Genomic DNA, 20,326 nt, shown 5'->3' on the forward strand with positions numbered 1-20,326 from the left:
ATACTCCCGCGCATGACTTTCGACTCCCCCCTCAGTGCCTGGCAATACGCAGTCGACCACAAGGGTTTCATCCAGGATGAAGCCCAGGAACACGCGGTCTGGGCCTTGCAAAAATGCCATGAAGCCTTGCACGCCGGTGCCCGTTCGGTCGGCGGCGTGTACCTGTGGGGGCCGGTCGGGCGCGGCAAGACCTGGTTGATGGATCAGTTCTACCTGAGCCTGCGGGTGCCAGCGCGGCGTCAACACTTTCATCACTTCATGGGCTGGGTGCATCAGCGTTCGTTCCAGCTCAGTGGCATCGCCGATCCGTTGCGCGCCTTGGCCAAAGAGCTGGCCGGCGAAGTGCGCGTGCTGTGCTTCGATGAACTGTTCGTCAATGACATCGGCGACGCGATCATTCTCGGCCGGCTGTTTCAGGTGATGTTCGAGGAAGGTGTGGTGATCGTTTGCACGTCCAACCTGCCGCCGGATGATCTGTACGCGGACGGCTTCAACCGCGACCGTTTCACGCCGGCGATTGCGGCGATCAAGGCGCACATGACCGTGGTCGCGGTGAATGGCGCCGAGGATCATCGCTTGCACCCGGGGGCGATCGAGCAGCGTTATTTTGTTCGCGCGGATGATTTACCGAGCGCACTGGAGGCCGTGTTCAAGTCGCTGGCTGCAGATGAGACTGTCAGCGAGAAGCCAGTCGCCGTGGGCCACCGCACACTCAACGTGGTGCAAGCCAGCGAATCCTTGCTGTGGTGCCGCTACAGCGATTTGTGCGAACAACCTTTCGCCGCCATGGACTTCATCGCCCTGTGTGATCGCTACCGGGCTATTCTGTTGAGCGAAGTACCGAACCTCAGCGCACAGAAGCGCGAGGGACGCATTGCGCGCGGTACCGAAGACGGCGCTGAGCGTGTGGTCGCCGGCGACCGAGAATTGCCGCAATTGTCGGTACATGATGACGGCGTTCGCCGCTTTATCGCGCTGGTCGACGAATGCTACGACCGCAAGGTGCCGCTTTACGTCGAGGCAAGCGTACCGATGGACGCGCTGTACACCGAGGGCTATCTGGAATTCCCGTTCCGCCGCACCCTCAGCCGTTTGCAGGAGATGCAGTTGCAGCGTTTCGCCGAAGCTTGAGAGAAGAGGGCGCCCGACATGAGTCAACCGCTGTCCCATCATTTGCTGACCATGGCCTACCAGAATGCCTGGGCCAACCATCGCCTGGCCAAGGCCTGGACCCAGCTCGACACCACTGAACTGGCGGCGCCACGGGTGAGCTTCTTCCCCGGCATCCGCCTCACGCTTAATCACATCCTCACCTGCGACTGGTTCTACGTCGACGCGCTGGAGCGCGAATTGCGCGGGGACGAGCCGCACCCGGATTGCTACGTTTTCTTCAATGCAGACGAGCCGTTTACCGATGCCGCAACGCTGCGTGCCGAACAGGCCCGCGTTGATCGCCGGCTGATCGCCTATTGCGAGCAACTGCGCGATGCCGATCTGGCGAGAATCGTCACTATCGCTCGCGACGAACCGCAACATGACAGCCGCCTGCGCATGCTCTCGCACCTGTTCGAACACCAGATCCATCATCGCGGCCAGGTGCACGCGATGCTCAGCGGCACGACGGTAAAGCCACCGCAACTGGATGAATTTTTCTGTATCGGCGAAAGCGCATTGCGCGCCGAAGACTTCGCCGAACTGGGCTGGACTGAAGAGCTCATCTGGGGCCATTGACCGCAAAAGATCGCAGCCTCGTTGCGCTCGTCAACTCCTACACATATCGGACCGTAGGAGCTGACGAGTGCAACGAGGCTGCGATCTTTTGATCTTCAGCTTTTCAAGTTGCCCTCTCCGGCGCACCCAAGCTAATGTCCCCCCTAGGCCTTCCAGCTAGCACCTTGCGCGCCGGGGCTCTTTGCTTAATCGGGGATGGAAATGGATTCCGCAGAAATACTCGTACTTCAGGCCAGCTACAGCAACCCGGTGCATGCCGAAGCCGTTGGCATCGTGCTCAACCACTATGCCGAGGACCCCATGGGCGGCGGTCATTCCCTCGACCCCGACCTGCTGCGCCGCCTGCCCGAAGAACTCGCCCGCCGCCCGCATGCCTTCAGCGTGCTGGCCTTCGTCGGCGGCGAACCGGCCGGGCTGGTCAACTGTTTTGAAGGGTTCTCCACTTTCGCCTGCAAACCGCTGGTCAACGTCCACGACGTCGCCGTGGTCGGCAAATTTCGCGGCCTGGGGCTCAGTCAAAAAATGCTGCAGAAGGTAGAAGAAATCGCCCGCCAGCGTGGCTGCTGCAAGATCACCCTGGAAGTGCTGGAAGGCAACGCTGTGGCGCAGGGTTCGTATCGCAAATTCGGCTTTGCACCGGGGATGTTCAATCCGGATCACGGACGGATGCTGTTCTGGATAAAGGACTTGCAGGCCTGAAGGCTCCTCACCGCAAATCACCAACATAAAAAAAGGCGCCCCAATCAGGGCGCCTAACTGTCATCTCCCGGGCCAGAGCGGAGCCACGGAAGGTTCATCGGTTGCTCGGTAAAATTCAGTCGCGATAAGACTCGGTCACCTGGGCCGTCTGGTCAGCAGGGACGCGAATTTCTTTCGCACTGGAGTCGGCCTTTTGCTCGCTTTGCGCGTGCTGGACCGGGAAATTTTCGTAGTAATAACGCATCCGTTCGGCACCGCCTTCAGCGAAGGCGCTGGTGGAACCGAGGGCGAGCAGGGTGGTGAGAATGAAGGTAGTGGTTTTCATGGTGCCTCCTACTGAACAAGTGGGAGTCGGTTCGTCCGTGAAGCAGACCGCGAAAGAAGTCTGCGTCGCGGCCATTAACAATGGGTTAACGCTGGTTCAGCGCAAATATTGCGGCGTATTACAGAAACAATGCGATCGATAGGCACAAAAAAGGACCTTCTCGGCCCTTTGTCGTTTTACTTCTGCGCGACTTCCGCCGGATCCGGGTGCTTTGGCTTCATCAAACTGAAGTCAATCAACGCCCGCCGCGGTGCCTGATACGGATCGCCAATCAGCAGCTTGCGCGGTACGAAGCTGTCGCTGACCAGGCTTCTACTGCGATCCAGTTCATCGGAGCTCAACCCGGCCAAGTCCGCCCAGGTATGAATGAGCTGCGAGCTGCTGTACGGGCGGCTGAGGTCGCCGGCGAAGTTCCAGTCGTGGTTTTCCTTCCACTTCGGCGAGGCCCAGGCCATGAACGGGATAGTGTACATCGGCGCGGTCGGCTTGTTTTCGTTGCGCCCCAGCGTGCCGTGGCCGGCGGAGTCGAAGACATCCTCACCGTGGTCGGAAAGGTACAGCAGGAAGCCATTCGGGTCGGTTTTGGCGTAGTCCTTGATCAGGCTCGAGACCACGAAGTCGTTGTACAGCACGGCATTGTCATAGCTGTTGTAAGTCGGTACCTGATCGTCACGCACGCCAGCCGGAACGCCCTGGCGATCCTTGAACTTGTCGAACGTCGGCGGATAACGGTACTGATAGCTCATGTGCGTGCCGAGCAGATGCACGACGATCAGCTTGCGCGGCGCCGCATCGGCCAGCGCCTTGTTGAACGGCTCGATGACGTCGCCATCGTATTGCGCCGAGTTCTGGTTGCGGTTGTTGTTCAGGTACACCTGCTCGTCAGCCTGTTCGGAGAAGGTCGTGAGCATGGTGTTGCGCTTGGTCATGGTCTGCTGGTTGGTGATCCAGAAGGTCTTGTAACCGGCCTGTTTCATCACGCTCACCAGCGATGGCGTCGACAGGTACAGATCCGGGTTCTGCTCATCGGCGAAGGTCAGCACTTGCTGCAGCGCTTCGATGGTGTAAGGGCGCGGGGTGATGACGTTGTCGAAAACCGCCAGTTGATCCTTGAGCTTGTCCAGTTCCGGCGTGGTGTTGCGCGGGTATCCGTAAAGACTCATGCGCTGGCGGTTGGTCGACTCGCCAATCACCAGCACCAAAGTCGCCGGTTGCCCGGCCGAGGCGTCCTTGAGGTTTTTCAGCGGCGCGATCTTGCTGGCACTGTCGAGCATGCCTTGCATGTCCCCCAGCGTTTCCAGATAGCGGTGATAGGCCACAGCCATCTGCCACGGCACGGCAGGCTCGATGCGGGTTTCGAATTTCTCGAAGCCTTCAGCGAAATTGCCCATGCGCATGGTTTGCTTGACCAGCGGGTAGCCGACCACGGCGATGACAATCGCCGTCGCCGCTACCAGCGCGCGACCACGCGGCATGTACACAGGGCGCAGGCGCGTCCACAGAAACCAGGCAAACGCGGTATGGGCGAGGAACGCCGGGATCATCCACCAGGCGAAATACTGGGTCATGTACTCGCCGGCTTCCGACACGTTCGACTCGAACATGATGAAGATGACGCTCTGCGAGAATTCCTGCTGATAAATGAAAAAGTAGCCGAGGCTGGCCATCGAGCAGGCCCACAGCACCACACCGATGATCGCCGCGAGCAGGCGAGTCTGTTTGGGGAACAGCAGCATCGGCGCCAGCCACAGCGCGCTCATCACGAATGCCTGACGAAATCCGGTGAAGCCGGACGTGCCAGTCAGCTGGATCAGCAGTTGGGTAATACCCGAGAAGTACCAGAAGAAGACGAACAGCCAGATGAATCCGGCCCAGTCGAACCCGGTCGCAGTCGTTTTGCTGCGTTTGAACAATGCCATTCAGCGCTCCAGCTCAATCATCAGACCCACGCCGGAAACGCTTCCATGACACCGACGAACAGAGGCCGTACGCGCAGGCACGGCCAGAATGGGGCGGAGTATCCCCAAGGGCTTGTGAAAGATTTGTTAAGCGCCGCGTTTGTTGAGTATCAAGCGGTCAGAGGTGCAACGTGTCGGGAACGACGGGGGCCGTTCCCGATGCAGGCGGGGATCAGGCGTGGGGGGCGCGCTGGACAACCGGACGCGGTTGCGGCTGCGAGCCCTGGGTCAATGCGCGCAATTGCGCCAATTCGTGCTTCAACTGGTCGCGCTCGTCTTTCAACTGGCGCAATTCATCGCGACGGATCGTAACGTAGAGGGTTTGTGGCGGCATTGCTGTGTGTACTGTGCCCATTGCTCACCTCGCAAATGGCGTGCATCAACTGTAAGTCACTCCTCGTTCCGAGGCGCTTGATTTACTATCGGCGCCAATTTTGATTTCTTTTGCCCTGGAAGGGAACTTTTTTATTTTTCATGGTCGGTGTGTCTTCGGCAGGATTCGGGGCGTTATCACTCTGGATCGGGCACAATGCCCGGAAACTTCATCGCAACGCTCTGGACTAACCTCCATCAGTCGCGTTGGGCTATAACCAATGACACACATTTATTTGTAGTAAGGAGCATCAGCACATGCAACTCGGGATTATTGGACTGGGCCGCATGGGCGGCAATATTGCGCGACGTCTGATGCTCAACGGGCACACCACCGTTGTTTACGACCGCAATACCGCTTTCATCGATAACCTGGTCGCCGAGGGCTCCACTGGCGTCGCCGACTTGCCAGCGCTGGTCGCCGGCCTCGACAAGCCGCGCGCGGTCTGGGTCATGCTGCCGGCGGGCGCACCGACCGAAGACACCATCAACACCCTGAGCGAACTGCTCGAACCCGGCGATACCATCATCGACGGCGGCAACACCAACTACAAGGACGACATTCGTCGCGCAAAGACGCTGAACGAGAAGGGCCTGCATTACATCGACGTCGGCACCTCCGGCGGCGTCTGGGGTCTGGAACGCGGCTATTGCATGATGATTGGCGGCGACGCCGAGACGGTCAAACGTCTGGATCCGCTGTTCGCCGCACTGGCGCCGGGCATGGGCGACATCCCGCGCACCAAGGATCGCAAGTCCGATGACCACCGTGCCGAGCACGGTTACATCCACGCCGGCCCCGCCGGGGCCGGGCACTTCGTGAAGATGATTCACAATGGCATCGAGTACGGCATGATGGCCGCATTCGCCGAGGGCTTCGACATCCTCAAGACCAAATCCAGCGAACGCCTGCCGGAAGATCAGCGATTTGATCTGAACGTGGCTGATATCGCGGAAGTCTGGCGTCGTGGCAGCGTGGTTTCTTCGTGGCTGCTGGACCTGACTGCCGATGCGCTGGCCAGCGATCCGAAGCTCGACGGCTTCTCCGGCTCGGTCGCCGACAGTGGCGAAGGCCAATGGACCATCGAAGCGGCCATGGAGCAAGCGGTGCCGGTACCGGTGCTGTCCAACTCGCTGTTCTCCCGTTACCGCTCACGCGGGCAGGGCACCTTCGGTGACAAGATCCTGTCGGCACAACGCTTCGGCTTCGGCGGCCACGTGGAGATTGCCAAGAAATGACCCGTACGATCCGCAGAAAATCCAAGGCAGAACCCGCACCACCGACCACGCTGTTCCTGTTCGGTGCCCACGGCGACCTGGTCAAGCGCTTGCTCATGCCGGCGCTGTACAACCTCAGTCGCGACGGCCTGCTCGACGAGAATCTGCGGATCGTCGGCGTTGATCACAACGCCATTACCGATGAAGCCTTTGCGCACAAGCTCGAAGACTTCATCCGTACCGAAGTGGCGGCGAAGGTCGGCAAGGGCGATCAGATGCTTGATCCGGCCTTGTGGGCCAAGCTCGCCAAAGGCATCAGCTACGTCCAGGGCGATTTCCTCGACGACAGCACTTATTCAGCCCTGGCGGCGAAAATCGCCGACAGCGGCACCGGCAATGCGGTGTTCTACCTGGCCACCGCGCCGCGTTTCTTCAGTGAAGTGGTGCGCCGCCTCGGCAGCGCCGGTTTGCTCGAAGAGACTCCAGAAGCATTCAGAAGGGTGGTGATCGAGAAGCCGTTCGGCTCCGACCTGCACACCGCCGAAGCCTTGAACGCCTGCCTGCTCAAGGTCATGAGCGAAAAGCAGATCTACCGGATCGACCACTATCTGGGCAAGGAAACCGTGCAGAACATCCTGGTCAGCCGGTTCTCCAACAGCCTGTTCGAAGCGTTCTGGAACAACCATTACATCGACCACGTGCAAATCACCGCGGCGGAAACCGTCGGTGTCGAAACCCGTGGCAGTTTTTACGAACACACCGGCGCGCTGCGCGACATGGTGCCCAATCACCTGTTCCAGTTGCTGGCCATGGTCGCCATGGAACCGCCGGCTGCTTTCGGCGCTGACGCGGTGCGCGGTGAGAAAGCCAAAGTGGTCGGGGCGATTCGTCCCTGGTCGACGGAGGAAGCCCGGGCCAACTCGGTGCGCGGTCAGTACAGCGCCGGCGAGCGCGATGGCCAGCCATTGAAGGGTTATCGCGAAGAAGCCAACGTCTCGCCCGACAGCACCACGGAAACCTACGTGGCGCTGAAGGTGATGATCGATAACTGGCGCTGGGTCGGCGTGCCGTTCTATCTGCGCACCGGCAAGCGCATGAGCGTGCGCGACACCGAGATCGTCATCTGCTTCAAACCGGCGCCGTACGCGCAGTTCCGCGACACCGAAGTCGACGAGTTGCAGCCGACTTACCTGCGTATCCAGATCCAGCCAAACGAAGGCATGTGGTTCGACCTGCTGGCCAAGCGCCCGGGGCCGGCGCTGAACATGGCCAATATCGAGCTGGGTTTTGCATATAAGGATTTCTTCGAGATGCAGCCTTCCACCGGCTACGAAACCTTGATCTATGACTGCCTGACCGGTGATCAGACGCTGTTCCAGCGTGCCGACAACATCGAGAACGGTTGGCGAGCCGTGCAGCCTTTCCTTGATGCGTGGCAGCAGGACGCCAGCGTCGAGACTTATGCGGCCGGCGAAGATGGCCCGCAAGCTGCCGAAGATCTCCTGACTCGTGATGGTCGCGTCTGGCACAGCCTGGGATGAGTGATTTGTCGAAACAACCGATACGTTTTCTGCTCAGCGATATGGACGGCACGCTGTTATTGCCGGATCACACACTGAATCAACGCACCATTAACGCCGTTCGCTCGTTGCGCGAGGCCGGCGTGCTGTTCAGCCTCGCCAGCGGCCGCCCGCCGAAAGCCATGTTGCAGCAGATCGAGGCGCTAGGCGTTGATCTGCCGACAGCGGCGTTCAATGGCGGCACCATCGTCAAACCGGACGGCACTCTGTTGGCCGCGCATTATCTGCCGGCGACGACCGCGCTGATTGCTCTGGCGCAGTTTGCCGATCAGCCGGACGTGGAAATCTGGGTGTTCAGCGGCGGTGACTGGCTGCTCAAGGACCCGCACGGGCCGATGGTCCCGCGTGAACAGAGCGGCCTCGGCTATCCGCCGGTGGTGGTCGAGAGTTTCGAACCGTATCTGGAGCGTATCGACAAGATCGTTGCCACCAGCAACAACACTGAGTTGCTGATTGAGCTGGAGGCGCAGCTGTTGCCGAAGGTCAACGGCATGGCGCAAGTGTCGCGCTCGCAGCCGGTGTATCTGGACGTCACTGCGCTTGAGGCCAACAAAGGCACCGCGCTGACAACAATTGCCGAATACCTCGGCGTACCACTGGAACAGACCGCCGTCATCGGCGATGGTGGCAACGACCCGGCAATGTTCAAATGCGCCGGGCTGTCGATTGCCATGGGCCAGGCGGAAGAGGCGGTGAAGCGCCAGGCTGACGTCGTTACCGCATCGAACACCGAAGACGGCGTGGCACAGGCGATCGAAAAGTACATCCTCCCGCGCTGACCCGACACAAAACCCAATGTGGGAGCGAGCCTGCTCGCGATGAAGGCGCACATTCAACACCTTCTTTGCCTGACCCAACTCATTCGCGAGCAGGCTCGCTCCCACAGGGTTATTCAGTGTGGCTTAGAGCCAGTAGCTCACCGCATACCAGCCCAACGAGCCCATCACCACCGTGTACGGTACCGCCATCCACACCATGCGTCCGTACGACAAACGCACCAGCGGCGCGATCGCCGAGGTCAGCAGGAACAGAAATGCTGCCTGACCATTCGGCGTCGCCACGCTCGGCAGGTTGGTCCCGGTGTTGATCGCAATCGCCAATGTCTCAAAATGCTCCCGGCTCATGTGCCCGGCGAGGAACGCCTGTTTCACTTCGGTGATGTAAATGGTCGCGACAAACACGTTATCGCTGATCGCCGAGAGCAGGCCGTTGGCGATAAACAACATCCCCGGCTGCTGATCCACCGGCAATGCCAAAACCCAGTGGATCAGCGGCGCGAACAGCTGCTGATCATGGATCACCGCCACCACGGCGAAAAACACCACCAGCAGCGCGGTAAACGGCATGGCGTCCTTGAACGCGCTGCCCAGGCGATGCTCGTCGGTGATGCCGGTAAACGCAGTGATCAACACAATCACCATCAAACCGATCAGGCCGACTTCAGCCAGGTGAAACGCCAGGCAACCCATCAGAATCAGCGCCGCCGCGCCTTGCACCAGCAGCGCTGCCGTCTGACGAGGCGTGCGTTTGGCGTTGTCCTCGGCAGCGTAGTTGGCCAACACAGCGCGGACGTTGTCCGGCAGCAGCGTGCCGTATCCGAACCAGCGCAGCTTCTCCAGCAGCACGCAAGTAACCAGACCCGCCACCAGTACCGGCAGCGACACCGGGGCAACTTTCTGGAAGAACTCGCCGAAATGCCAGCCCATCTCATGGCCGATCAACAGGTTCTGCGGCTCACCGACCAAGGTGCAGACGCCACCGAGCGCTGTGCCGACCGCACCGTGCATCAGCAGGCTGCGCAGGAAAGCGCGGAATTGATTGAGGTCTTCGTGGTGCAGGGTCGGCAGATGCTGATCGTCACTGAATTCGCTGTCCTGACGGGGATCGTTGCCCGACGCCACCCGGTGATAAACCGAATAAAAACCCACCGCCGCACTGATGATTACCGCCGTCACCGTCAGCGCATCCAGGAACGCAGAAAGAAACGCCGAGAGAAAGCAGAACATCAACGCCAGCGCTGCTTTCGAACGTACGCCCAACAACAGCCGCGAAAACAGGAACAGCAGCAGATCTTTCATGAAGTAGATTCCGGCAACCATGAACATCAGCAGCAGGATCACCGGGAAGTTGTGCAGCAACTCATCGTAAAGCGCTTGCGGCGTGGTCATCTTCAGCAGCAGCGCTTCGATCAACAACAAACCGCCCGGCATTAACGGATAACACTTGAGCGCCATGGCCAGGGTGAAGATGAATTCGATCACCAGCAGCCAGCCTGCGGCGACAGGTCCCGCGGTAAATAGCACCAAGGCATTGAGGATCAGAAAACCGACGATGGTCGCCTTGTACCAGCGTGGCGATTGCCCGAGGAAGTTGTGCGCGAACGCTTGGGCGATTGAACCGGACATCGGCTGCTCCTTTTATTTAGAAGCGCGAAAGTTGCCGGATGTGTCGAGTAAGATCAAGTAGTGGTCGCGCCTTACGATCCCGAAAAAGCTCGGGATCCGTTCATCGATACAACAGCGGGCCGTCGAGGCATGTCTCGGCGGCACACTATTCTGCGCAAGGGAATATCCGAGCCGATCATCCAGCTCGTGTAATCACCAGCAGGGGGAAGTTGATTTGAGTTCCTTTTCCGCTCAGATCCGCAGCAAGCTCAATTGACCACTACGATCCGCATGTCGGATATTTGATTATTAATCCCCCAAGCGGTGAACCGCTGGGGACCCGCTTGAAGGCCTTCCACCTTAGCTCTCCATTCCCCGGATGGGGCAACTTCAAGATTCTGCACACGCCTACCATTGTGCAGCAGTCCGACGGAGGTCTCGGGCTGACTGAAACCGACAATTATCAAGCTGCTATAGGAGGTACTGCCGCCTTCGTGGATTTCCCGGTTGCCAGAATCACTGATGGAGTCGATATAGGTGTAGTCCTCCGGCACTATTTCGATTTGCCAATAAGGGGGTAATGCGCTCTCGGCGCCTCGAACATAATACAGGTGCGCCCCCAGTTCCTGATTCTCCAACGACACCTTGAACTCGCCATTGGCCATCGACACGTGAGCTTGAAGGTAGGTGTTTTTGTCAGCAATTCCAAGAGCCTGATCATCAGCCGTCGAGCCAGTAAGCGTGAACGTCCTGCTCTTGGTGCGGCCACCGTCCTTGATGGACCGGCCACGGTCATCAACCACTTTCAGGATCTTTGGAGCGCTGTCTGATTTTCCATTCGCAGAAAAGATCTCGGTCTGCGAGTCGGTAGGTCTCAATTTATCAGTCATTTTGAATTCCTTTTTCAGGTAGTACACGCAGCCATCTGCGCGCCCTGTCATCTGATCCCTGATCAAAGGAGACGTCTACTGTCAGAAATTACAGGTACAGCTATCTATCCGACAGACGGTAAGTCCGGGTGCAGGTGTCGACTTATTGATTCAAATAACGCGCAACCACTGCCCGATAGTTTCCATCCAACGAGTAACCACCAACGACAATGCCTCCGTCAGCCTGCACGGCCAACGAATTGGCTGTATCAAGACTTCGTCTCAAGCGCGTGCGCAACCAACCGTGGCCGTGGCCGAATTCTGGGTCGAGGCTGCCATTGAGTTGAAACCGTGCAACCATGAAGTCGGCTTCAATCCCGCCAATAGTTGCCCCCACGGCGATGATTCGACCGTCACTCATTAGCTGGGCGGCGTTCCATTGGCAGCCGCTGGGACCGATGTCCAAGACGTGTGGCTGGCCATGGTGACTGTGCAAGTCGGGCCGGCCATTGGCGTGCAGGACGAACGTCAGACAGCGAATCGGATCGCGGCTGCTGCCGAAGCAGTAGAGCCTGTCGGCGGACTCGATGATCTGGCTGACCTGAGCGCTTTTGCCATGGGCCTTGAAGGACATGAAGCCGTCTACGGCAAAACGTTCGTCCAGCCTGCCATCGGGTTGATACACCGCCAACAGGCCTTGTTGAGGAAAGTCGATGCAACCCGCCACCACGATGCGGCCGTCCTTTTTCAACAAGAGAGTGCTCAGCCAGGTATTGAGCAGCAGATGGCGCACCACGACGAATCCGCGCCCGTTGAACGATTCGTCCAGGCTGCCATCGGGGCGAAGGCGGATCAGCATGCCGGCGTGATCGGCGAGGCTGAAATTATGATTGGCGATCAGCAGAATGCGGCCGTCGTCCTGCAGCGCAAAGTCGCAGGCTTCGACACCCGGCACGCCCGGCGGTAACCAGTTGTCGCGGGTGCCCATGGACAGCTCGCCGGGCAGGCGCACGATCTGGAAGCCGTCATCACCGAAGGTTCGGTCTGGCTGGCCGTTGGCATCGAACATGGCGAGGGCGGGCAGGGTGCGATGGGTATTTTCATAATGCAGGCCGGCCAACAGGATTCTTCCGTCGGGCAGCACCTGGACCTTGCCGGCCTTGGCTTCGAAACCGTTAACGAAGCTGCTGATCACGCTGCCCTGATCACCAAAGGACAGATCGGCCGAGCCATCCGCCAACAGCCGCGCCAGGCCAAATCGGCTACCTTTTGGCGTGCCAACTTTGGCCGCGACCAGAATCCGCCCCTGTGCATCGAGCGCTACATGCTGAGTCTGGCTCGATAGACTGCCGGCAAAGTACACCTGCGCAACACCGCCAATGGCGAATGCCGAGTCGAGCGAACCGGGGTTGTTCCATGCAGTAGGCAGCGCAAAAGCGTTCAGGGTGGACATGCCCGCATCTCCTTGCGAGTTGAGCAAAACCGGGGACCCGGTCGGCTAACTGCACGAGCGAAACATTCAATCCCTGAACCGCGAGAAGTACAACTGGATGAACTAACAGAACGACGGTCGCACTGTGCCAGAACAGTGTCTTGTTGAACCAGTCGCAAGCATGCCAAGCATTCCCGTAAAACTGGCCTGACAAGTTACGGTTTACCAATATGAAAAGGGCGGATGACTTTGCGTCATCCGCCCTTGTTCGGTTATCAGTGTGGCATCGACCACGATTGCAGTGTGTGGCCGTCTTCGCTGAGCTCAGCGCGGGCCTGTTGCAGCAGTTGTTCGAGTTGCGCCGGGTCAGAGTAGGCGCTGCTCGGGATCTGTTTGCGACCGATGTGGGAATTGGTGCGGTCGACGACGGTCAGGCTCAGTTCGCCATTGCCGTCTTGTGGCGCCCAGGCTACGCATTGAAAAGGCTTGAACGCGTGGTTGGCAATCAAAAGAGCTTCGTTGATACGCAGCGGGGCAGTCATGGGGTCTTCTCTCTATTGGCGCCCAATCAAGTGATGTGCCGTCGGTTGGGCTTACCGTGCGGCGGGTTACTTGTACTGATGCACGCAACCGGGGGGCGGGTCACACTTGAAACAAAGAAATTTCATGTTCTTTACATAACGGCCGTTCGCTTCGGTAGTCCTGCACATGTCAGGACACCGCGCTGAATTCACCCCTCACCCCAGCCCTCTCCCCGAGGAGAGGGAGCCGACTTGTGGGCTTCTCAAACTTGGATTCGGCTCGATAATTCAGGTCGGTGTAACTCGAACAAACACCACGGTCAGTTCCCTCTCCCTGGGGAGAGGGCTAGGGTGAGGGGCCGCTCTCTGACACAACACAAATAGTCGATAGCTAACTAACAACCAGTTTTCTTATAACTCTTTCATCAAGCTTCATATAAGCAATCGATACAAGCCCCCGTCAAAATCTTGCTAGTGTTACAACCGGGTCTGCCAAATGACTGTTTTTACAATCATTTATAAAATTTGGCGCCAAGGAGCAGTCATGAGCGAAGCGCCCGCGTCGAGACGTTTACTGGTGGTCGATCCATGTGACGACTGCCATCGCCTGTTGCCCGGATTGCGCGCCGTGGGTTGGGATGTCGACAGTTGTAATCTTGAAAACGCCGCATCCCGCGCCTGTGACGTCGGCCTGCTGCGTTTGCAGCCATTCCACCTGGAACGTCCCGAAGCGGTCAAAGAGCTGATCAGCCGCAGCGGCACCGAGTGGATTGCGGTGCTCAATCAGGAAGTCCTGCGCTTACAGAACGTCGGCGACTTCGTCTGTGAGTGGTTCTTCGATTTCCACACCTTGCCCTTCGACGTCTCCCGCGTCCAGGTCACCCTCGGCCGCGCCTTCGGCATGGCGCGTCTGCGCGGGCAGGGCACGATTCATGTCGACCAGCCGGAACACGAACTGCTCGGCGACAGCAAACCGATCCGCGAACTGCGCAAACTGCTGAGCAAACTGGCACCGACCGAGTCGCCGGTATTGATTCGCGGCGAAAGCGGCACCGGCAAAGAACTGGTCGCCCGCACCCTGCACCGCCAATCCCAGCGGCACAGCAAACCATTTGTGGCGATCAACTGCGGGGCGATTCCCGAGCATTTGATTCAGTCTGAACTCTTCGGCCACGAGAAGGGCGCGTTCACTGGCGCTCACCAGCGCAAGGTCGGACGCATAGAAGCGGCCAATGGCGGCACGTTGTTTCTCGATGAAATCGGCGACTTGCCGTTGGAGTTACAGGCCAATCTGCTGCGATTTCTTCAGGAAAAGCACATTGAGCGGGTAGGGGGCAGCCAGCCGATCCCGGTGGACGTTCGCGTTCTGGCCGCTACCCACGTCGACTTGGAAGCGGCAATCGAGAAGAAGCGCTTTCGTGAAGACCTGTATTACCGGCTAAACGTCCTGCAAGTGGTCACCGCACCGCTACGCGAACGTCACGGCGATCTGTCGATGCTGGCCAACCATTTTTCGCACTTCTACAGCCACGAAACCGGGCGCCGGCCTCGTAGTTTTAGCGAGGATGCGTTGATCGCGATGGGCAAGCACGACTGGCCGGGGAATGTGCGCGAGCTGGCCAACCGGGTCAGACGCGGGTTGGTGTTGGCGGAGGGCCGGCAGATCGAGGCGCGGGATCTCGGCTTGATAAGCCAGCACTCCATTGCCACGCCGATGGGAACCTTGGAGGATTACAAGACTCGCGCGGAACGGCAGGCGTTGTGTGATGTGTTGAATCGGCACAGTGATAATTTGAGTGTGGCCGCGAAGGTCCTAGGTGTTTCGCGGCCCACTTTTTATCGGTTGTTGCATAAGCATCAGATTAGGTGAGGACCAAGCTCAGAAAATATACCTTCAAGAGATGAAGTACATAAAGTTTCATGCTCATATGCGCGAAATTTTTTTAATAAAAATGTTATCCAAAAAACTGATGCCCGGAACCCACAAATCGATTCGAAAATCGCCAACGACGGTTGCCGCAAAAAAGGTGCCACTCAGAGTCTGCCAATCGGAACTGGGTGTGATTATCTCGCTAAATACATTCAAGTCATTTTGTCTTACCTCAATGTGTGAGTCCTTTTGAATTCGGCAATCAAAACTCCAGTAATATTTTTCGCCGGGTTCAATTTGAGGGAAGTATTTCTTAATAAAAATGGCGGCAAGGCCACCATTTGGATTAGAGGCTAGATAATAATTCCCAGCGACTTGCTCGATTCTTGAAGTCCATGATTGAGGCGCCTTTAATGTCCATTCATTCCAATCGCTGTTTGAGAAAGTGGTGAGATCTTCGAAACCAACCGTCAGAAGGTAAAGTCTGAATTTACATTTGGTGGCTTCCTCCATAACTGCTTCGCTAAACAATGCCACATTTAGTGAGATCTCGATTCCCGAGTCATCTTTACACCCCCGCAACCACTCCACCTCCGCTAAATAACTAAGCCCCACCCCCTGATCATGCACCGCCCCCACAAACTGCTCCTTAACCCGCTCCCCACCACCCGCAAACGTCTCCACGTATTTCAACCAGATCGGCAACCCCGCCCGCTGAAACGGCCAAGCCTCACACAACACCTTCGTATCATCCTTGATCAACCCAACTTCCAACTCGTCTCCAAGAAACCCCTCAAGCTTCGGCATCGGCATGCTTGACTGCAGCAACTCGCCAATCTTCAATTCCACACTCTGAACCGGCGTCCCTTGCCCACCACTGATCACCCGGTATTTCAATACCACCGTGCGCTGCAGATTCGCCCCGGTAATCGAGAAAGGAATCTTGAACTCGACTTTGGTTTGCCCAGCTGCCACGACCTTTTCCTCTGGCGGCACTGAACCGTCCCCCGGACGTCCGACCACTTCCAGCTCAAGCCTGTCATTGGCGTTCAACTTCAAGTTATCGAACAGCACCGTGAACCCATTTTGCTGAACATTCGCGACATTCGGGTCAAGCATCAGGTTCAACGCTTCGGGTACCGTCGGTGGCTGCAACTGGCTGACTTCACCGGTTACGGTGACGCTGGCATCGTGGGACGCGCCGACAGGCAGGGTGCCCCGCAATACTTGATATTTCGCTTTGGCCGAACCGCCACCCAGCGCCCGCACTGAAGCGTTGGGGATTTTGAAGGTGATGTGGCCCGGCACTGACGTGACCGTTAGTTTCAGCGGGCCGACAACAATTGGCTGTCCCTCAGCCGGAGTACCGGTCCAGGTCAAGTGGACTTCGTCGCCGACCTCGAAAGGCGGGGATGACGTGGAGTAAACCAGGACAGTCACGTCGCTGCTACCCAGGACCTTGAGGTCTATCACTGTGACGACTTTGTCATTGACCAGAACGGACGGTGCTGGCAAGCGCTCGGTCAGATCCACCGTCACATATGTGAATTTCGCCCAAGGGTCTTTATGATCAGTGAGATTGCCAACACGGTCTACCACACGGAAGGTGACCGGAATATCGCGGCCGCTGCCCTGTCGTTTGATGACCGGCTCGGTAAAGGTCACGAAGATCGGATGATTGTCCGGATCGTCGATTTGCTCCCGCGTCACTGGATAGAAAGACACTTCTTCGTCTTTCCACTTGCCAACGACCCGGTCGCAAGTGGCGATGTTCTGGTAGTGCTCAATGAGCATCCGAATTCCGCCCTTGGCCATTTCCGCATCCACTCCCTTGGATGGATCCGGTACTAGGCTGTATTTGAGGCCTGAGTGCCCCGGCTCGCTGTCGGTATCTTCGCCGCCGGGGCGGTTGAGCTTCACCCACATCAGCAACTCCCCGGACTTGACCGGTTGCTGAGGAAAACGGGTGACGGTATAAAACACCTTGGCGGAGTCATTGGTGATGAATCCAACCGGGACTTCAAATCTCAGCCGCTGGACCGTGGTGTCGCTGATTATTTGTGTTTTGACCGGCGTGTCGTCGTTATCCCAATGCAGTTCGCATTTGTCGTCCAGTGCCAGATTCAACCAAGCGTCGACAAGTAAAACAAGGTTTCCGTCTACGATGGACTCTAATGAAATACCACCGTGGTAAATCTCCGGTGTCTCCAGCTTGGTAGCCGAGGGAATATGAGGCGGAAACAGGTCTGATGCGAGAAGAGTGGTCAAGGCTGATGCTCCTGAACATGCTGATCACGGGCGACCAGACAGTGCAACTATCAGAAGTTAATTACGTGAAAAGCACACCTGTCATACCTGACAGGTGCGGGCATGTTTCCGATGAATGGTCGATGAGCAAAAAGCCTGAAAATCAAAAGATCGCAGCCTTCGGCGGCTCCTGCATTTGGATTGCGTAATCCCTGTAGGAGCTGCCGAAGGCTGCGATCTTTTGCTTTTGCCTAGAAGTAATACGGGAATTTCAGGCTGAACGAAAAGTCCGGCGCATCATCGGTCATGCCGATCGACAAGTTCGGCACGATCGTCAGGTTGTCGGTTGCCGCAATCGTCATGCCGACGTTGAAGTAACCGGCGTTCGCATCACTGGAAACCACCGATTCCCAATCGCCGCCGTCCTGTTTCAGCTTGCTCTTGCGTTGCACCAGGTCGGAGACCGAGAACGACATACTCATCTTCTCGTTGAGCGCAAAGGCGATACCGGCGCCGATCTGGAAGCTGTCGCCAATCTTCACCTTGCCCGGGGTTTTCTGGTTGACCGTGGAGCTGATGTCGTCGAACGACTCCTCGAGGTTGTGGGTGTAGGAGAGGCTGCCGAACAGCACGGCCGGGTCGAACGTCTTGACCAGCGAGATCCCCGGGGTGATCGACCAGACGCCGTTGCCGGTGGGCAGGGTGTCGGGGACGAACAGGTTGGAGTTGGCGTCGGTCTGGCGCAGCTTGATGCCGAACGGGTCTTTGCCGGTCGGCGCCTTGACGCGCAAGGTGACGACGGCGTCCGGGGTGTTGACCGACTCGTCGAGGAATTTGTAGGCGATACCGAAGTTGACGTCGCCGATGGTTGGATCCTTGGTCACGGTTTCTTCGGTAGTTACACCTGCCGCGCCCTGATTGCCGCCGCCGGACTGATACGTCGACTCGCGATAGACCACCGGCACGTTCAGGTCGAACTGCCAGCGATTGTCGAAGTTGTAGCGGCCGGTGAGGTCCAGGGTCCAGGTGTCGGCCTTGATCCGGTCGAGGTTGATGTTGCCGAGGAAGATCGAATCCAGCGCAAGGAACCCGTTCAGGATCAACTGACGGGTGTCGTAGCGCGAATAGGTCAGGCCGGTTTCGACGCTGAACTTGCCGCCGCCAAAGAAACCACTGGCTTCGTCATACAGGTTGGAAACGCTCTGTGCCGGTTGTGAATCATCGGCCAGTGATTGACCGTAGGACGCGCCACTGCCCCCGGCGGCGCCTCCCGATGCAGCGGCCGCACCGGTGCCTGTGGCGGCTCCGGCGGCGACGCGATTGCCTTTCATGTCGGACGGCGATTTGGCCAGCCGTTTTGGCGGTGGGGCGGCGGGTGTTTCTTCTACCTGGCGGACCCGTTGTTCAAGTACCGCCAGCGCTTGTTGTTGTTGTTCGTATCGTTGTCTCAGTTCCAGAAGTTCCCGTTTCAGGGCTTCTACATCGGCGTCGGGTGCTGCTTGCAGCATTGCCGCCGGGAGAAGGGTACTCAAACACACTGCAGCACGCAGTGATACTGATCGATACATGAATAAGCCGTCCCTTTAAGCCCAATGATCGAGACTCAGCGTAGTTCAATATCCGATATTGCGTAGGGCCCCGAGTTGGGTCAGGTTGCAATCCAGTGCACCGGCGCTTCTGCCGTTATTGTTAAGTACGACGTTGAGTTGCGTAAGGTTGTTGACCACGTTGGCGCTGCCCAGCAATCGGGTGTTCTGCAGCAGCCCGCCCTGGGCGACCTGCTGCAGTGCGGTGCCTTGATTGCCGCTGGCCTGAATGGCCATCTGCACGCCACCGCCATTGGCTGAAACCGCAACACTGCCGGCGCCGTTGCTACCGGTGATGGTTTGCCCGGCGACGAGGGCCTGGCCTTGCGACGGCACCAGTGCCGGCGCCTGACTGGCTTCGCTGACGTTGATCGCGACGTTGTTGTTGGCGGTGTTGCCATCGCCGGCCGCACGCACGCTTTGCGTAACGCCCTGGCTGCTGTTGAGGCCGGCGCCACCAATCACAGTGCCAGTGCCCAATGTGGGCGTACTGCCGTTGCCCGACTCCTTGATGGTCGAGACATAGAATTCCGGTTTGACGGTTGCGGCCTGGATCTGCATCGAGGTCGCGGCCCCGATCAAGTCGCCGCTGGCGTTGCGCCAGGTGCTGCTCATGACAATGCCGAAGCTGATGATCCGCCCCGGCATGACGTAACGACCGCGCAGCTCGGCGAGCTCGTGGTCCTTGATTTCGATGGGTTTGAATCCGGCATGGGCTAAACCTGACGCACTCGCTGCCAGGCAGGCGGCGGCCAGCCAGTATGAGCTTTTCATCTGCTGCTCCCGGGACATCCAGTCCCATTCTCTAACTCGGCGATTAAAAGAAGTCGCTCTGAATGAACCCGAAATCCATCAATTCTGCATCTTTGACCGGGTTGAAACTGTCCAGCGAGTTCTTCGCCGTCAGCGGCACGGGAGGGCTGCGCAAGGCGTTGGCCTTGTCGTAACCGGGGCCGACGATGGCAAAGACAATGCCGTTCCAACCTTTGACAAAGTCGTCGTGCTTGTAGCGCTTGTGGCCGAGAACCGGGTCACCGATGTAAACCCAATCCTTGTCCGAACGCTGCAGGACGACGAAGTGCTTGTAGCCGCGAATGTCCATCAGGACCACCACCGGAATGGTCACCGCTTCGAGTTTCTCGGGCGGGATCCGGTAGCCACGGGCACGCATGCCGATGCTTTCTACGTAGCGCTTCATGTCGAGCATGGAGAAACCCTGGGTTCGCACCAGGTCCTGGTCAGCGTTGACCAGCATGCCTTTGATGATGTGCTCCTCATCGACGTCGAGCCAATAGGCCTGGCGCAGAACCGTTGCCAGTGCGGCTGCGCCGCAGCTGAAATCGGTTTTCTGTTCAACGATGTCGGCAAACTTGCGCTCACGAATGCTTTGCACGTCCTTGTAGACCAGCACGCCACCCGGCAGGGCAGCGACCGGCATCTGGGCTGCCTGAGTCAGGCCGCACAGACAAAGCAGAGCGAGGAGGGCAGGGGTCCGCATGATCGAATACGCCTTGTGGAACCTGGGAAAAAAGCC

General features: G+C 58.3%; 18 protein-coding genes. 7 read left to right on the plus strand and 11 right to left on the minus strand.

The annotated features are described in order from the left end of the window. Positions 1-12 precede the first annotated feature (12 nt). From zapE to HU724_RS14595, 3 genes are all read left to right on the plus strand, one after another. Entirely contained in the window at positions 13-1,131 is a 1,119-nt protein-coding gene (zapE, locus tag HU724_RS14585; RefSeq protein WP_186566740.1) for a cell division protein ZapE, read from the plus strand. Positions 1,132-1,149: 18 nt separating this feature from the next. After that, on the plus strand, positions 1,150-1,731 hold the full coding sequence (locus HU724_RS14590; RefSeq protein WP_186566738.1) for a DinB family protein: 582 nt from the start codon (positions 1,150-1,152) through the stop codon (positions 1,729-1,731). A gap of 201 nt (positions 1,732-1,932) precedes the next feature. Next, positions 1,933-2,430, plus strand: coding sequence for a GNAT family N-acetyltransferase (locus HU724_RS14595; protein ID WP_186566736.1), 498 nt, complete (start codon positions 1,933-1,935; stop codon positions 2,428-2,430). Positions 2,431-2,545: 115 nt separating this feature from the next. Here the strand turns inward: HU724_RS14595 and HU724_RS14600 are convergent, their stop codons facing one another. The 3 genes from HU724_RS14600 to HU724_RS14610 all read right to left on the minus strand — a co-directional run bounded on the left by HU724_RS14600 (position 2,546) and on the right by HU724_RS14610 (position 5,068). After that, on the minus strand, positions 2,546-2,755 hold the full coding sequence (locus tag HU724_RS14600; RefSeq protein WP_186566734.1) for a hypothetical protein: 210 nt from the start codon (positions 2,753-2,755) through the stop codon (positions 2,546-2,548). A 176-nt stretch (positions 2,756-2,931) separates the two neighbouring features. Further along, a complete protein-coding gene (locus HU724_RS14605) occupies positions 2,932-4,674 on the minus strand; it encodes a phosphoethanolamine transferase CptA (RefSeq protein WP_186566732.1) in 1,743 nt (580 codons plus the stop codon). Between the two features lie 211 nt (positions 4,675-4,885). Next, positions 4,886-5,068 carry a DUF6026 family protein gene (locus tag HU724_RS14610; protein ID WP_016774671.1) on the minus strand — a complete coding sequence of 61 codons (183 nt, stop codon included), beginning with the start codon at positions 5,066-5,068 and terminating at the stop codon, positions 4,886-4,888. A 275-nt stretch (positions 5,069-5,343) separates the two neighbouring features. Here HU724_RS14610 and gnd point away from each other — a divergent pair, with 275 nt between their 5' ends. From gnd to HU724_RS14625, 3 genes are read left to right on the plus strand one after another with little or no spacing between them, the layout of a single operon-like run. Beyond that, entirely contained in the window at positions 5,344-6,324 is a 981-nt protein-coding gene (gene gnd, locus HU724_RS14615) for a phosphogluconate dehydrogenase (NAD(+)-dependent, decarboxylating) (protein WP_016774672.1), read from the plus strand. Further along, entirely contained in the window at positions 6,321-7,844 is a 1,524-nt protein-coding gene (gene zwf, locus HU724_RS14620) for a glucose-6-phosphate dehydrogenase (RefSeq protein WP_186566730.1), read from the plus strand. The genes gnd and zwf overlap by 4 nt, the downstream gene beginning before the upstream one ends. Next, positions 7,841-8,662, plus strand: coding sequence for an HAD family hydrolase (locus HU724_RS14625; protein ID WP_186566728.1), 822 nt, complete (start codon positions 7,841-7,843; stop codon positions 8,660-8,662). Before zwf ends, HU724_RS14625 begins: the two co-directional genes overlap by 4 nt. A 123-nt stretch (positions 8,663-8,785) precedes the next feature. Here HU724_RS14625 and nhaB read toward each other — a convergent pair whose 3' ends face one another. The 4 genes from nhaB to HU724_RS14645 form a co-directional block, all read right to left on the minus strand. Next, on the minus strand, positions 8,786-10,288 hold the full coding sequence (gene nhaB / locus HU724_RS14630; protein WP_186566726.1) for a sodium/proton antiporter NhaB: 1,503 nt from the start codon (positions 10,286-10,288) through the stop codon (positions 8,786-8,788). Positions 10,289-10,536: 248 nt separating this feature from the next. Next, positions 10,537-11,157 carry a hypothetical protein gene (locus tag HU724_RS14635; protein ID WP_186566724.1) on the minus strand — a complete coding sequence of 207 codons (621 nt, stop codon included), beginning with the start codon at positions 11,155-11,157 and terminating at the stop codon, positions 10,537-10,539. Between the two features lie 142 nt (positions 11,158-11,299). Then, positions 11,300-12,589: an NHL repeat-containing protein gene (locus tag HU724_RS14640; protein ID WP_186566722.1), complete on the minus strand. Its 1,290-nt coding sequence runs from the start codon at positions 12,587-12,589 to the stop codon at positions 11,300-11,302. 254 nt (positions 12,590-12,843) lie between these two features. Further along, positions 12,844-13,110, minus strand: a complete 267-nt coding sequence (locus HU724_RS14645) for a hypothetical protein (protein ID WP_095179983.1) — start codon at positions 13,108-13,110, stop codon at positions 12,844-12,846. Positions 13,111-13,633: 523 nt separating this feature from the next. On the opposite strand from HU724_RS14645, the gene HU724_RS14650 reads away from it, so the two are divergent. Next, on the plus strand, positions 13,634-14,959 hold the full coding sequence (locus tag HU724_RS14650; protein ID WP_137213555.1) for a sigma-54 dependent transcriptional regulator: 1,326 nt from the start codon (positions 13,634-13,636) through the stop codon (positions 14,957-14,959). Positions 14,960-15,013: 54 nt separating this feature from the next. On the opposite strand, the gene HU724_RS14655 is transcribed toward HU724_RS14650, so the two are convergent. The 4 genes from HU724_RS14655 to fapD form a co-directional block, all read right to left on the minus strand. Next, positions 15,014-17,227, minus strand: coding sequence for a hypothetical protein (locus tag HU724_RS14655; protein ID WP_186566720.1), 2,214 nt, complete (start codon positions 17,225-17,227; stop codon positions 15,014-15,016). A 230-nt stretch (positions 17,228-17,457) separates the two neighbouring features. Beyond that, positions 17,458-18,774, minus strand: coding sequence for a fibril amyloid transporter FapF (gene fapF / locus HU724_RS14660; RefSeq protein ID WP_133337853.1), 1,317 nt, complete (start codon positions 18,772-18,774; stop codon positions 17,458-17,460). 45 nt (positions 18,775-18,819) lie between these two features. Beyond that, positions 18,820-19,566, minus strand: coding sequence for a fibril amyloid subunit FapE (gene fapE, locus HU724_RS14665; protein ID WP_186566718.1), 747 nt, complete (start codon positions 19,564-19,566; stop codon positions 18,820-18,822). Between the two features lie 43 nt (positions 19,567-19,609). Next, positions 19,610-20,290: a fibril amyloid maturation endopeptidase FapD gene (gene fapD, locus HU724_RS14670; protein WP_024012915.1), complete on the minus strand. Its 681-nt coding sequence runs from the start codon at positions 20,288-20,290 to the stop codon at positions 19,610-19,612. Positions 20,291-20,326 lie beyond the last annotated feature (36 nt).

The organism is Pseudomonas iranensis (assembly GCF_014268585.2).
Lineage (GTDB): Bacteria > Pseudomonadota > Gammaproteobacteria > Pseudomonadales > Pseudomonadaceae > Aquipseudomonas > Aquipseudomonas iranensis.